The sequence below is a fragment of the Haloactinomyces albus genome (assembly GCF_031458135.1).
Lineage (GTDB): Bacteria > Actinomycetota > Actinomycetes > Mycobacteriales > Pseudonocardiaceae > Haloactinomyces > Haloactinomyces albus.
The window spans coordinates 1638176-1651879 of sequence record NZ_JAVDXW010000001.1; the positions used below are offsets into that span (position 1 = coordinate 1638176).

The window sequence follows — 13704 nt, forward strand, 5'->3', positions numbered from 1 at the left end:
CTCCTGCGGCCGAGTGTGCCGCTGCGCAGTTTTCGGCAGAACTGCGGTCTCAACCACTCGCACAGCAGTCACCGAGGTGCTTATGCGGAGTTCGCTCGATCCCCGGGTTCGTGCTGCCACCTACCGGTGGATCGCCGATGACCTCGATCCGGAGTCCGGGTCCGAACTGCAGGAGATCCTCGCCTCGGCCATCGCGGGCTCGGCCGAGGCCATCGCGGATCTCGACGATCGTATGTCGACGTCGTTGACGTTCGGCACGTCCGGCCTTCGTGGTCCCGTGCGTGCCGGCCCGAACGGGATGAATCGCGCCGTGGTCGTGCGCACGACCGCGGGACTGGCCGCGTGGCTGTCCGCGCAGGGCAGTGGCGGTGGGATCGCCGTTGTCGGCAGTGACGCCCGGCACGGCTCGGGGCAATTCGCCGAGGACACCGCCGGGGTCCTCGCTGCGGCCGGGTTCGATGTGCGCATGCTCGCCGAGCCGCTGCCGACACCGGTACTGGCGCATGCGACGCGCACTCTCGGCGCGGTGGTAGGGGTGCAGATCACTGCTTCGCACAATCCGCCCCAGGACAACGGTTACAAGGTCTACCTGCACGGCGGGATCCAGCTCGTCGACCCCGCCGACACCGAGATCGAAGCCGCGATCTCGGAGGTGGCTGCGGCGATTTCGATTCCGCGCGAGCGCTCCTGGACGGTGCACCACACCGCGCTGAACGATTACCTGGCTCGGCTGGCGTCTCTACCGCGCGGTAAGAGCCGTGATTTGCGGATCGCGGCCACCGCGTTGCACGGCGTCGGTGCCCAGCCACTGCGGTATGCCCTGCACCTGGTGGGGTTCACCGACGTGCACCTGGTGGCCGCCCAAACCGAACCCGATGCCGATTTCCCGACGGTGAGCTTCCCGAACCCGGAGGAACCGGGCGCCGCCGACGCCCTGCTCGCGCTGGCAGCGGAGATCGATGCGGATCTTGCCGTGGCGCTGGATCCCGATGCCGATCGCTGCGCGCTCGGCATCCCCGCGGGCGACGGCACCTGGCGGATGTTGCGCGGCGACGAGACCGGTGCCCTGCTCGGTGAATACATATTGTCCACTCCGGACCGAGAAGCCCACCCGGACCCGCTGGTGGCCACCACCATCGTCTCCGCCACGATGCTGCGGGAAATCGCCTCCGCCCACCATGCCCGGTACGACGAGACCCTCACCGGCTTCAAATGGCTCGTGCGCTCCGGTGACGGTTCCGGCAGCGGGCTGATCTACGCCTACGAAGAAGCGCTCGGGCACTGCGTGGACCCCGACCATGTCCGCGACAAGGACGGCATCTCCGCCGCGGTGCTGGCCTGCGACATGGCCGCCACCGGCAAGGAGTCCGGACGGAGCCTGCAGGACGGGCTCGACACCCTCGCGCGATCGCACGGCGTGCACGAGACCGGCCAGTTCGCACTACGCGTCACCGACCTCGGCAGGATCGAGGAAACGATGCGGCGACTGCGCGCCGAACCTCCGCAGGAACTCGCGGGCGTGGCAGTACGGTCTCGTGACCTGTTGCCGGACTCCGACACCCTGGTGTTTCACGGAGAGGCACGGGAGTCTCCCCTCGGACACGGTGGCTCCCGGCACGAGGGCTCCCGGCACGATGACGCGGGAAGCGGCGGGCTGCGGGTCGTCGTGCGTCCTTCCGGCACCGAACCCAAGCTCAAGTGCTACCTGCAGGTCGTCGAAAGCGTCCCGGAGCCGGGCGGTCGCGGCGATCTCGATGCAGCCCTACAGCGCGCTCGCTCCCGCCTGTCCGAACTGCACAGCGCCGTGTCGGCACTCGTGACTCGCGAGTGAATTCCCCGCTCGCACCGCCCCGCGCACTCCCGAGCACTGAAGTGCCCGGACCGAACCGGCTGGACTAGACTGGCTGCGATGCCGCGGCTACTGATCGTGCACCACACTCCGTCTCCGGGGATGCAGGCGATGTTCGAGAAGGTCCTCGAGGGAGCAACCACCGACGAGATCGAAGACGTCGAGGTCGTCCGGCGTGCCGCACTGTCGGCCACCGCGAGCGATGTGCTGGAGGCGGACGGCTACCTGCTCGGCACCCCGGCCAACCTGGGCTACATCTCGGGTGCACTGAAGCACTTCTTCGACCAGATCTACTACCCCTGCCTGGACTCCACCGGCGGACGGCCGTACGGGCTGTACGTGCACGGCAACGAAGGCCCCGAAGGCGCGCTCAGGGCCGTCGGCTCCATCACCTCCGGCCTGGGCTGGAAACAGGCGGCGGAGCCCGTCACCCATTCCGGGCAGCCGGACGCACGGGCTCTGGAGGCCTGTTGGGAGCTCGGTGCCACTCTCGCCGCCAACCTGATGCCGTAGGACCTCCGACCGTCCCGGCGTCCGCTTCGTCACTTTCCGCAGTTTCGGCAGGATGCGGGCTTGCAAGTGAAGCCGTAGTGGGAGACCCTTTCACAGTGAGTGAGGAAACGATCGAACTCGAACTCGACGATTCCGGCGTCTCCGTGGATCTTCCCCAACCCACTGGTGACATGGACCAGATTCAGGGTGTGCCCTACCGACCGGTCGAGTTCCGTGACGACGATCTCCCGACCGCGCTGGAGCGGTCCGCCCGCTGGCTGCGCCAAGCGCAGGACTGGCTGGGCGAGCCCGTGGACGTCATCGCCGTCCACCTCGATTACGACGACCGCCAGGGTGCGCCCTACTATGATCTGAAGTTGCTGTGCAACGAGGAGGACCTGGCAGGCGCACCGGTCGCGATACGCAAGGCAGCGGCGGAAAACACGGGCTGACCCGGTACACGCAGGAACATCCACCTACCGTGGCCCGTCCGGACCATACCGGTGGGCGGGCCACGGACCTCGTAACGAAGATCCGCAGAAGCCGGCCTCGGATCAGAACCCGGTGTTGCGTCCCTTCCACTCCGTGGCCCTGCGCAGTACCTGCACGGCGCCGTCGAGCAGCACACCGCCGAACAGGGCATTGGTGAACGGCGCCAACGGTGCCAATGACGCCTTGGCACGCATCACCCGCGCCGTACGAGTATGGGCGGTTCCCTGTGCGGCCCAGCCCACGAGTCCGACGGCCACCAGGACCGGCCGGTGAGCACGCACGCCGGTCAGTACCGCCACCGGCGCGGTCAGCGACAACGCGACCTGGCCGAGCCCGCCACCGATCAGGACCGTCAGTGACCCCTGGGTACCGGCGACGAAACTCTTGCGAAACGACACCCATCCCTGGCGGAACGGGTCCATACCGCTGGTGGTCACATGGTCCAGCCCGTCCACGGTCCGGGTGATCCCGCCGTGGTCACGCACGGAGGTCGCGATGGCGACATCCTCGTTGCGCCTGCCCGCGAGGGCCGCCCAACCGCCCATCTTCTCGTAGTGCGAACGTCGCAGCAGGATGCAGTGGCCGATGGCGAAGGCCTTGCTGCCCCGGCCGGACGGGTCAGCGTTCTCCCCGATCATCTGCAGACCGGCAGGCATCAGTACAGGCCAGCTCGCGGAGTGTTCGCTGGGCGGTCCTCCCGGTGTGGAGACCAGGTCGGCGTCGGCCCGTTCGGCCGTTGCCAGCAATCTGGACAGCAACTCGGGGGCGAGCACGGTGTCCGCATCGACGAAGAGCAGCCACTCCCCGGGCTCGGGATGCCCTGCCGACTCGACACCGACGTGCATGGCATGGACCTTGCCGCTCCAGCCCGGTGGTGGACCCTCACTGCGCACGACCTGCACGCGCGGATCCGCATCGGCGTGGGCCTGCGCGATGTCGCCGGTCGCGTCGGTCGAACCGTCGTCCACGACCATGATGCGCAGCGTGGGGTCGTTTCCGGACGGGTGTCCGGAAGCACCACCGCGCGGATCATAGGTCTGCGAGCGGACCCCGTGCAGGCAGTCATCCAGCACGGCCGCCTCGTTCCGGGCGGGAACGATGACGGTGACGGTCGGCGGCAGCACAGTGGTGGGTGGTGCCTCGTGCAGGGGCAGGATGGCGCGCGCCTTCCGGATGGTGCGCACGCTGCGATACACGGATCCGGCGATCGCCGCGCCCAGCACAGCAGTCCGAAGGCCTATGTGTCGTGAAGCCACAGTCACCAGCTTGCCATGAGACGGGTAAAACGGACGCCCCCGCAGGTGGGAACTCTCGTGAAACGCCACGGGGACGCCGTGCGCGGAAAACGGAGGCAACCTGCCGGAGAACCTACCGGGGACCGTACTCGCGGTCTCCGGCATCGCCCAGTCCGGGAACGATGAAACCGGACTCGTTGAGCCGCTCGTCCACGCTCGCGGTGATCACCCGTGCGGGCAGGCCGCTCCGCCCGAGCCGGTCGATGCCTTCCGGAGCGGCCAGAGTGCAGATCACGGTGACATCATCGGCTCCACGCTCGGCCAGTATCCGAATCGTGTGCACCATCGAACCACCGGTCGCCAACATCGGATCGAGCACGAACACGGGCACGTTCGACAGGTCGGAGGGCAGGGATTCCATGTACGGCGTGGGTTGCAGGGTTTCCTCGTCCCTGGCCAAGCCGACGAACCCCATCCGGGCCTCCGGGATCAGCCGGTGAGCCTGGTCGGCCATGCCGAGACCGGCCCGCAACACCGGCACCAGCAACGGCGGATTCGCCAGGCGGTGCCCCGTGGTCCGTGCGACCGGGGTGTGGATCGGTTCTTCGGCCACGTCCGCATCGCGGGTGGCCTCGTAGATCAGCATGAGCGTGAGTTCCTGCAACGCGGCCCGAAACGCCGCGTTGTCCGTCCGCGCATCACGCATGGTGGACAGTCTTGCCTGCGTCAGGGGGTGGTCGACGACCCGGACATCCATGAGACATCACGGTATCCGCCGAGGTGGGGCAGGCACCGGCGGGAACCCTCCGACCGCGGCGGGAGCACGGCAGGATCGCGCCGGAAACACGACATCACCGCGACCGGGCCTCACTCCCTGGCGTGCAGCACCGCATCGTAGAGATCCTTCTTACGGACGCCGCTGACCTCGGCGATCTCCGCGACCGCGTCCTTGAGCCGCACCCCGTCGGCGGCACGCTGTTCGACCTGCCCGACCAGTTCCGCCGGATCACTCGGCGGCACTGCCGCCGCACCCGCGACCACGACGGTGATCTCCCCACGCACACCTTCGGCCGCCCAGGCGGCGAGTTCCGCCAGCCTGCCGCGGCGTACCTCCTCATAGGTCTTGGTCAACTCCCGGCACACCGCGGCTTCCCGGTCGTCCCCCAACACCGCGGAAGCATCGGCGAGGGTGTCGGCGAGGCGGTGGGGTGCCTCGAAGAACACGCACGTACGCTGCTCGGCCACGATCCGGCCGAACCAGCGCCGCCGCTCCCCCTGCTTGCGTGGCGGGAATCCCTCGAAGCAGAACCGGTCCGAGGGCAGCCCCGACACCGCCAGCGCAGTGGTCACCGCACTCGGTCCCGGCAGGCAGGTGACCGGGATTCCCTCGGCCGCGCAGGCCGACACCAGCCGGTATCCCGGGTCGGACACGCTCGGCATCCCCGCATCGGTGACCAACAGCACGGTACGGCCCGCCCGCAGCTCATCGAGCAACGCAGGCGTGCGCGCGGACTCCACGGCGTCGTAGTAACTGGTCACACGGCCTGCCGGGCGCACTCCGAGCGCCGTGGACAGGGCGCGCACCCGCCTGGTGTCCTCGGCGGCCACGACCGCGGCCGTTCCCAGCGCCTCGGTCAATCGAGGCGAAGCGTCCCTGGCATCACCGAGCGGGGTGGCGGCCAGCACCAGCGCGCCCGATCCGAATACGGCATTCACGCATCCCACCCTACGATTTGGGTGTGAGCGTCCTAGTGTCGAACTCCGGTGGCCGTACTGCCGACACCGATGAAACGGTCCGCGCCGGCGAGACGCCCCCGGCACGGTCCCCCGGAGAAGACGACCGGACGCGATTGCTCGATCCGCTGATGCCCACCGACAGGCTCCGAAGCTGGCTGATCACGATCGTGCTCAGCCTGATCGCGGGTGTGGTGCGGTTCTGGGAGTTGGGGCACGCCACCGACAACGGCACCCCGATCTTCGACGAGAAGCACTACGTCCCCCAGGCGTGGCAAATGCTGCGCAACGGTGGCTACGAGGACAATCCGGGATACGAACTGGTTGCTCATCCTCCGGTCGGCAAACATCTGATCGCGATCGGCGAGTGGCTGTTCGGGTACGACCCCTGGGGCTGGCGGGTGAGTGCGGCGCTGGCGGGCACGCTGATGGTGCTGCTGATCATCCGTATCGCCCGGCGCCTGACCCGCTCCACTCTGCTGGGAGCACTGGCTGGCATCCTGCTGATCTGCGACGGGCTCAGCCACGTCCAATCCCGAGTGGGCATGCTCGACATCTTCCATGCGGCGTTCGTGCTGACCGCCTTCGCGTTCCTGCTGATCGACCGGGACCGGATGCGGGAACGGTTCAGGACAGTCGTCGTCGAGGGCCGCATCGGTGCCACCCCGTGGGGTCCGCGGCTGGGTTTTCGCTGGTGGCGGTTCGCCGCCGGGATCTCACTCGGACTCGCGTGCGGCGTGAAGTGGAGTGGTATCTACTACGTCGCCGCATTCGGGTTGCTCAGCGTGATCTGGGATGCGCTGGCCCGGCGGACGGCCGGGGTGCGGCGTCCCTGGGCGGGTGCGCTGCTGCGCGATACCGTGCCCGCGCTGGCCTCGCTGCTGGTGTTGCCCTTGGCGGTGTACTTCGCCACCTGGGCAGGCTGGTTCGCCAGTGAAACCGCCACCGACCGGCACGCGGCGACTGTGGCCGACGATGTCGGTTTCGCGTTTCTGCCCGACGTGTTCCGCTCGCTGCTGTACTACCACTTCAATGTCCTGGAGTTCCACACCAATCTGGTCACCGGGAACGACCCGCATCCGTGGGAGTCGAAGCCGTGGGCGTGGCCGATGGGCATGCGTCCGATGCTCTACTACTACGAGTCCGGTATGCCCGGTTGTGGGCGTGCGGACTGCGTACAGGCGATCATGCTGCTCGGTACTCCGGCGCTGTGGTGGACGGCGCTGCCGGTCGCCGGCTGGGCCGTGTGGCGTGCGGCGAGCCGAATGGACTGGCGCTATGCCGCCGTGCTGGTCGGCTACTCCGCCGGTTTTCTGCCGTGGTTCGTCAACCTCGACCGGCAGATGTACTACTTCTACGCGACCCCGCTGGCGCCGTTCCTCGTGCTGGGCATCGTGCTGGTGCTCGGCGAGATACTCGGGCCCGCCCGAGCGCACGGTGAGCGCCGTAAAACCGGGCTGCTGGTGGTCGCCCTCTACGTCGGCGTCGTCGTGGCGAACTTCGTCTGGCTCTGGCCGATCCTCAACGGCTTCCCCATCACCGAAGCACGCTGGGATGCCGAGCTCTGGCTGCCTTCCTGGCGTTGAGCCACCGGTGAATGCGGCGTTGTGGCAGCGAGAATGCCACAACGCCGCATTCGCCCCGTCTTCCTGCCGAATCAGGAACGTGGCTCCCACCGGAACCAGCGGCGCGCGAGGAGTCCCGCGACGACGATCCACGCGAGCAGCATGCCCATCGCGGGGAGAGCACCGGTGAGCTGCGTGAGCCAGTCGCCCTCGGCCAACGAGCGGCGGACCAGGTCGGCGACCGCACCCCCGGGAACGGCCAGCGCCAACAGGTTGGTCCCCCCGCTCACCGAAGCCCAGACGGCGCCGGCGAACAGGGCCATGAAGAACGGCAGCGTCGTGATCTGAGCCTGCTCGGACGTGGACGTGTGCGCGCTGGTGGCCAGCCCGGCCGCAATGCACATCACGGTCCCGCCCACCGCGGCGAGCGCGACCAGGACCGGGTTGCCCGGCACGGGCGCCCCGGCGGCCACGGCGATCACCGTCATCACGACCACCTGAAGCAGGCCGAGCACCACGGAGGGCAGCAGCGTTCCGGTCAGCACCACAACCGGACTCGGTTCCGCGCTGCACAGCCGCTTGAGATAGAGATCCTCACGGCGACTGGTGACCGAGGCGGTCACGGTGAAGTAGACGGTGAACCCCAGCACGAACAGCATCTGCAGCGACAGCACCATCGCCCACGTGCGAGCACCACCGCCCACTCCAGTGGCCATGGCGAAGCCCATCAGGAGCGGGATCAGTATCGCCGTAGTCGCCACGGTCTTGTTGCGCAGCAGCAGTTTCGCCTCGGTCGTTGCCAGGGCGAACACCGGGGAGTTCATCGGGCGGTCACCACCTCGCGTGTCCGGTCATCGGCATCGATGTGTCCTTCGTGTACGGCGTGGAAGACGTCGTCCAGCGATGCGTGCTGTGCCCGCAGCCGGGCCAGCCGGACGTCCTGTTCGTCCGCCCATCCGAGCGCGGTGTGCAGATCGTGCTGCAGGTGATCGGTGCGCACCTCGACCTTTCCGTTCGCGTCGCGGCGAATGTCCCCGGTCAGGTCCGGCAGGGCGCCGATCTCGCCGGGCAGCTCGAACTCGATCCGGGCGCGCTGGGTGGCCAGCACGTCGGTCAGCGAACCGGACACCGCGATGCGGCCGGCGTGCATGATGGCCAGCCGGTGGGCGAGTCGCTCGGCTTCCTCCAGATAGTGCGTGGTCAGCAGCACCGTCGTCCCCGCCACCAGCAGGTTCCGCACGATCTCCCAGGTGGCCTTGCGGGATTCCGGGTCGAGGCCGGTGGTCGGCTCGTCGAGGAACAACACCTCGGGGTTTCCCAGGGTTGCCAGCACCAGGTCCAGGCGCCGCCGTTCCCCGCCGGAGAGCTGCTTGACGCGTACGTCTCTCCTGTGGTGCAGATTCAGCGCTTCGAGCGCGGAATCCACCCGAGCCGGATTGCTGATCATCGACTGCCACAGTCGTACCGTCTCGGCCACGGTGAGGTCTCCGGAGAAACCGCTGTGCTGCAGCATGATCCCGACCCGGGGACGCACGCGGGCACGGTCGCGCACGGGATCCATGCCGAACACGCGTACCCGTCCCCGGTCGGGAGTCCGGTGTCCCTCGATCGTTTCCATCGTGGTGGTCTTGCCCGCACCGTTGGTGCCGAGCAGCGCGAACAACTCGCCCGGGGCGACGTCGAAACCGACCCCCCGGACGGCTTCGAAATCGCCGTACGAGCAGTGCAGCTCGCCGACATCGATCACTGGTCCGTCCATGCCCTCAGTCTGGTTCCGGCACCCGAGTCCCGGTAGTGCCGCCCGTCATCGGACCGATTCCGGCTGTCAGCGATCGCGATGACAGATGTCATGGAAGCCCGGCCGGTGGCGAGCTCCGCGGCATCGATCGGCCATGCTGTTCTCGTGTCTTCCGCTGTTGCCGAGTTCGATCCCAAGCGGGTACGGCGCCTGCGCCGCTACACCTGGTGGTCCGTGGTGCCGATGGCGCCGGTCTACGCGGCGATCGTGGCGCTCAGCCTCGTCAACGGCTTCACCGACGGTACCTACACGACGATCGATCTCCTGGTGCTCGGTCCCGTGCTGCTCGTCCTCACCACCGAGGCAACGCGCTTCTGCACGAGCACGATGCGCGGTCTGGGGCAGGGGTATCACCACAGCGCCGAGCAGGCGATCGTCTTCGTCGCCGCGCTGCTGACAGCGGGGGCCGTGCTCGCGACCAGACCCGAGCACGGCTTCGTCTGGGTGTTGATTCCCGGCATACTGGCCGCCTCGATCGTGGCGAACGCCGCCGTCCGCCTGAGGTGGCCGTTGACGTTCGCCACGTGTGGTTCGACGGTGCTCGTGTTCACCGCCGCCTCCTGGCGTTACGGCCCTCCGATCGTTCCGATCAGATTCGCCCTGCTCGCCGCTGTCGTCGTCGCGTTCACGATCTTCGTCTTGGTGGTGGCGGTGTGGTTCTGGGATGTGGTCCTCGAACTGGACCGGGCACGTTCGATGTCGGCGGAACTCGCCGTCGCGCAGGAGCGTCTGCGGTTCGCCGCAGAGTTGCACGACGTGCAGGGGCACCATCTGCAGGCCATCGCGCTGAAGGGCGAGCTGGCGGAACGGCTGATCGGGGCCGACGACGGTGCGGCACGAGCGCAGGCGGCCGAGGTCGCCGAACTCGCCAGAACGGCGCTGCAAGAGACCCGGGCGCTGGTGCACGGATACCGGCACAGCGATCTGGGCACGGAACTCGACAACGCCCGCGGGGTCCTGGAGGCGGCGGGGATCACCACCACGGTTTCCGGACGGCCCCAGTCCGTGGCTCCGCCGCTGCAGCCGTTGTTCGGTGCCCTGGTGCGGGAGGGCGCCACCAATGTGCTGCGGCACAGCCGTGCGCTGCGCTGCGAAATGAGCATCGCCACCGACGAGCACGCCAGCGAAGTGGTGCTGCGCAACGACGGCGTGCATGCGAGCGGCGATACGTCCGGAACGGGAATCGAAGGGCTGCGGGAGCGCTTCGCCACACTGGGCGGGCAGGTACGCGCCGAACATCGCGACGGTTGGTTCGAGCTGGCCGGACACGCCGAGGAACCGAGGAGGGCGGAAGCGTGATCCGCGTGGTGCTGGCCGACGACGAGGACCTCATCCGGGGCGCACTGGCCGCGCTGCTCGACCTCGAAAGCGACATCAGCGTGGTCGGCCAGGCCAGCAGTGGCGATGAAGCACTGCAAGCCGTTCGGCAGCATCGGCCGGACATCGCCGTACTCGACCTGGAGATGCCGAAACTGGACGGCGTACAGGCCACGACGGAGATCAGGAGCGTACTGAGCGTGCCGGTCGTGCTGGTCACCCGCCACGCCCGGCCGGGTGTGCTCAAACGGGCGCTGGCTGCGGGGGTGCGCGGTTTCGTGCCGAAGACGACGCCGGCCACCCGGCTGGCGGCCATCCTGCGCGATGTGCACGGTGGTGGCCGTTACGTCGACCCGGAGATCGCGGCGAGCGCGCTGACCGAGGGAACGTGCCCGTTGACCACTCGTGAGCTCGAACTTCTCCGGCTCACCCTGCGCGGCAGCACGATCTCCGCCATCGCCGAGGAGGCGCACCTCGCCGCGGGCACGGTCCGCAACTACCTCTCGGCGGCGATGAGCAAACTCGGTGCGGGCACACGGTACGAGGCGGCGCGGCACGCCTGGGAGGAAGGCTGGATCTGACCGCACCGTTGCGCACGGAAGTGAACGCCGACTCCCGTCACTCCCATCGCGGCGAAAGTTGGCGTTCACTCCGCGTGCCGGTCGCTCAGGAGAGCTCACCGAGAGTCTTGCGGAGTGCGAGCACGGCATCGGTGAGTTCGTCGGGACGCACCGACAGGGCCGGTCGCCAGCGCAGCGAACGCGGCCCGGACGGCAGGAACAACGTGTGGTGCCGCTCGCGGGCGATGCTGATCGCACGGTCGCGCAGCGCCGAGTCGGGGAAGTCGACCGCGCACATCAGCCCTCGGCCACGCGGATGGCTGAGCACGGACGGAAACTCCTCGGCAAGCCCACGCAGTTCGGCCACCAACATCTCGCCCATGCGGCGCGTGTGGGCGAGCAGGTCCTCGGACTCGATGATCTCCAGAATCCTGGTGGCGCGCACCATGTCCACCAGGCCACCGCCCCAGGTGGAGCTGAGGCGGCTGCCCTCGCGGAAGGCGTTGTCGGCGACGTCGAGGACACGGCGACCGCCCATCACCCCGCACACCTGCACGCGCTTGCCGAACGCGACCAGGTCCGGTTCGAGCCCGAGCGACTGATACGCCCAGGCATACCCGGTGAGCCCGCCACCGGTCTGCACCTCGTCGGCGATGGTCAGCACGTCGTGCTCGCGGCACAGGTCCTGCATCGCCTGGAGGAACTCCGGGCGCAGGTGACGGTCGCCGCCTTCGCCTTGGACGGGTTCGTAGACGAAGCAGGCGATTTCGCGACCGTACCGCTGCAGCGCGGCCTCGGCGGTCTCCAGCGCGGCGATCTCGGCGGGAAGCAGGTCGGTGCAGTCCCGATCGGTACCCGGCTCGACGGCGGGACTGGGAATGCGCGGCCAGTCGAACGCGGGGTAATCGCGGATCTTGGTCGGATCGGTGTTGGTCAGCGACATGGTGTAGCCGGTGCGGCCGTGAAACGCCTTCTGCAGGTGCATGGCCCGGCATCCCCGCACGGGAGTGCTCCGGGCGGAGTTGATCTTGGTCTTCCAGTCGAAGGCGACCTTCAGGGCGTTTTCCACCGCGAGCCCCCCGCCCTCGATGAAAAACAGCAGCGGCAGCTCCGGATCTCCGAACACGCGCTTCAGGACCTCGGCGAAGCGGGCCTGTTCGACAGTGGCGAAGTCGGGGTTGGCGGGTTTGACCCGAGCGGCACGAACGAGCGCGGCCTCGAAGTCGGGCTCGCGAAGTCCCGGATGCCCGTGCCCGAGCGGCGCCGAGCTGAAGAACATCGTCATGTCGAGATACTCGGTGCCGTCACGCAGGTCACGCAGGCGACAACCCCGCCCGGAGTCCAAGTCGACCACGATGTCCAGCAGATCGCCGGTCACGTGCGCGCGCAGCTCGGTGACGGCGGTTTCCGCTCGGTCCCGCAGAAGCTCCTGCGCACGCTGATTCGAGACCTCGGCACCGGTGGAATCGATGGTCTCTTGCTGTGCGGTCATGCTCGACCTCCCGGCACTACGTGGGGCGCGGCTCTGCGGGCCGCGACGGCAACCCTCACTTGAAGCAATGGTTACACGAGACCAACGTCACAAATCAATATTTTCCCGAATATATCCTTCAAGTCAGGATATTTTCCTTTGCCCTGGATTGCTTCGCTCTCCGTGCGAGTACAGCCGGAAGACCACACGGTGATGCCGCTCGCGGCGGGCCGATGCGGGTCCCACACCGCATACCGCACACATACAGCCCGCGTTCGAGCGGCACCGGAGGGACCGCGGCACTGAAGCGACTAAAATCGCAGGCCGCACAGCAGCGAACATGAGGCGGCGATGGTCGAGGAACGTGGTGCGCATTTCATTCGCTCCGTCGAGCGGGCGCTGGCGGTGCTGCGTGCCTTCTCTCCCGAGCAACCGGAGCTGACGCTGACGGAGGTGGCCACCGCGACCGAGATCGATCGCGCCGGTGCTCGCCGACTCCTGCACACCCTGATGGACCTGGGCTACGTACGCCATGACGGGCGGCACTTCGCACTGACACCACAGGTACTCGAGTTCGGTTACGCCTACCTGTCCAGCCGCCCGCTCCCACAGATCGCCGAACCCCATCTGCAGCGGCTGACCGGGGAACTGCACGAAATGACCGCGCTGGCGGTCCTCGAACGCGACGAGATCTGCTACGTCGCACAGGTGCCCAGCCCCAAGCTGCTGTCCGTGACCATCCCGGTGGGCACTCGCTTTCCCGCGCACGCCACGTCGATGGGCAAGATCCTGCTCGCGGGACTGCCCCCGGAACGGTTGGAGGCACGATTGGGCGGCATGGACCTGCGGCCCGTCACGGCCAACACCATCACGACGCGGGAAGCACTGCGCACGGAACTGGCCGCGGTCCGCAAGCGGGGCTTCGTGGTCTCCGACAACGAACTGGAAAGCGGGCTGCGTGGGGTGGCCGTGCCCGTTCGCGATCACGCCGGGCGGGTCTTCGCGGCCGTCAATGTGTCCCTGCACGCCGAGAGCGCGTCCGAGGACTCGGTTCAGCAGGAGATCGTGCCACGACTGCTTGCGACCGCCTCCCGCATCGAAGCGGATCTACGGCTGAAACCCACCACACCGATGTAGGTACATCCGGGCGACGAGCGCATCCGGCCGGAAGAGACGGCTGCCCGGGCGCAC

13 protein-coding genes are annotated in these 13704 nt (G+C 68.1%); 7 read left to right on the plus strand and 6 right to left on the minus strand.

Annotation, left to right across the window (positions count from 1 at the left end; translation table 11 throughout):
* Positions 1–82 precede the first annotated feature (82 nt).
* The 3 genes from JOF55_RS07650 (at position 83) to JOF55_RS07660 (ending at position 2793) form a co-directional block, all read left to right on the plus strand.
* Positions 83–1831 carry a phospho-sugar mutase gene (locus JOF55_RS07650; protein WP_310271706.1) on the plus strand — a complete coding sequence of 583 codons (1749 nt, stop codon included), beginning with the start codon at positions 83–85 and terminating at the stop codon, positions 1829–1831.
* A 78-nt stretch (positions 1832–1909) separates the two neighbouring features.
* A complete protein-coding gene (locus tag JOF55_RS07655; protein ID WP_310271708.1) occupies positions 1910–2362 on the plus strand; it encodes a flavodoxin family protein in 453 nt (150 codons plus the stop codon).
* A 95-nt stretch (positions 2363–2457) separates the two neighbouring features.
* Complete coding sequence (locus JOF55_RS07660; protein ID WP_310271712.1) at positions 2458–2793, plus strand: hypothetical protein; 336 nt, start codon at positions 2458–2460, stop codon at positions 2791–2793.
* A 102-nt stretch (positions 2794–2895) separates the two neighbouring features.
* Here JOF55_RS07660 and JOF55_RS07665 read toward each other — a convergent pair whose 3' ends face one another.
* The 3 genes from JOF55_RS07665 to rsmI form a co-directional block, all read right to left on the minus strand.
* Positions 2896–4089, minus strand: coding sequence for a glycosyltransferase family 2 protein (locus tag JOF55_RS07665; protein ID WP_310271715.1), 1194 nt, complete (start codon positions 4087–4089; stop codon positions 2896–2898).
* Between the two features lie 112 nt (positions 4090–4201).
* Positions 4202–4825: a uracil phosphoribosyltransferase gene (gene upp, locus JOF55_RS07670; protein WP_310271718.1), complete on the minus strand. Its 624-nt coding sequence runs from the start codon at positions 4823–4825 to the stop codon at positions 4202–4204.
* Between the two features lie 110 nt (positions 4826–4935).
* Complete coding sequence (rsmI, locus tag JOF55_RS07675) at positions 4936–5784, minus strand: 16S rRNA (cytidine(1402)-2'-O)-methyltransferase (protein ID WP_310271721.1); 849 nt, start codon at positions 5782–5784, stop codon at positions 4936–4938.
* A gap of 23 nt (positions 5785–5807) precedes the next feature.
* On the opposite strand from rsmI, the gene JOF55_RS07680 reads away from it, so the two are divergent.
* Positions 5808–7388: a dolichyl-phosphate-mannose--protein mannosyltransferase gene (locus JOF55_RS07680; RefSeq protein WP_310271724.1), complete on the plus strand. Its 1581-nt coding sequence runs from the start codon at positions 5808–5810 to the stop codon at positions 7386–7388.
* A gap of 71 nt (positions 7389–7459) precedes the next feature.
* On the opposite strand, the gene JOF55_RS07685 is transcribed toward JOF55_RS07680, so the two are convergent.
* The gene (locus tag JOF55_RS07685; protein WP_310271726.1) at positions 7460–8191 is read right to left on the minus strand and encodes an ABC transporter permease; all 732 of its coding nucleotides are present in this window, start codon (positions 8189–8191) and stop codon (positions 7460–7462) included.
* Positions 8188–9126 carry an ABC transporter ATP-binding protein gene (locus JOF55_RS07690; protein ID WP_310271729.1) on the minus strand — a complete coding sequence of 313 codons (939 nt, stop codon included), beginning with the start codon at positions 9124–9126 and terminating at the stop codon, positions 8188–8190. Before JOF55_RS07690 ends, JOF55_RS07685 begins: the two co-directional genes overlap by 4 nt.
* A gap of 144 nt (positions 9127–9270) precedes the next feature.
* On the opposite strand from JOF55_RS07690, the gene JOF55_RS07695 reads away from it, so the two are divergent.
* Together JOF55_RS07695 and JOF55_RS07700 are read left to right on the plus strand one after the other, a co-directional pair.
* Positions 9271–10464, plus strand: a complete 1194-nt coding sequence (locus tag JOF55_RS07695) for a sensor histidine kinase (RefSeq protein WP_310271733.1) — start codon at positions 9271–9273, stop codon at positions 10462–10464.
* Positions 10461–11063, plus strand: a complete 603-nt coding sequence (locus JOF55_RS07700) for a response regulator (RefSeq protein WP_310271736.1) — start codon at positions 10461–10463, stop codon at positions 11061–11063. Before JOF55_RS07695 ends, JOF55_RS07700 begins: the two co-directional genes overlap by 4 nt.
* A gap of 85 nt (positions 11064–11148) precedes the next feature.
* Here JOF55_RS07700 and lat read toward each other — a convergent pair whose 3' ends face one another.
* Positions 11149–12534 carry an L-lysine 6-transaminase gene (lat, locus tag JOF55_RS07705; RefSeq protein ID WP_310271738.1) on the minus strand — a complete coding sequence of 462 codons (1386 nt, stop codon included), beginning with the start codon at positions 12532–12534 and terminating at the stop codon, positions 11149–11151.
* Positions 12535–12864: 330 nt separating this feature from the next.
* Between lat and JOF55_RS07710 the strand changes: the two genes are divergently transcribed.
* Entirely contained in the window at positions 12865–13650 is a 786-nt protein-coding gene (locus tag JOF55_RS07710; protein WP_310271741.1) for an IclR family transcriptional regulator domain-containing protein, read from the plus strand.
* Positions 13651–13704: the final 54 nt, after the last annotated feature.

Excerpts from the sequence above, each read along its gene's own strand:
- lat (WP_310271738.1), bottom strand. The coding sequence starts at position 12,534 with ATGACCGCACAGCAAGAGACCATCGATTCCACCGGTGCCGAGGTCTCG.
- JOF55_RS07685 (WP_310271726.1), bottom strand. The coding sequence starts at position 8,191 with ATGAACTCCCCGGTGTTCGCCCTGGCAACGACCGAGGCGAAACTGCTG.
- JOF55_RS07690 (WP_310271729.1), bottom strand. The coding sequence starts at position 9,126 with ATGGACGGACCAGTGATCGATGTCGGCGAGCTGCACTGCTCGTACGGC.
- upp (WP_310271718.1), bottom strand. The coding sequence starts at position 4,825 with ATGGATGTCCGGGTCGTCGACCACCCCCTGACGCAGGCAAGACTGTCC.
- JOF55_RS07710 (WP_310271741.1), top strand. The coding sequence starts at position 12,865 with ATGGTCGAGGAACGTGGTGCGCATTTCATTCGCTCCGTCGAGCGGGCG.
- JOF55_RS07655 (WP_310271708.1), top strand. The coding sequence starts at position 1,910 with ATGCCGCGGCTACTGATCGTGCACCACACTCCGTCTCCGGGGATGCAG.
- JOF55_RS07650 (WP_310271706.1), top strand. The coding sequence starts at position 83 with ATGCGGAGTTCGCTCGATCCCCGGGTTCGTGCTGCCACCTACCGGTGG.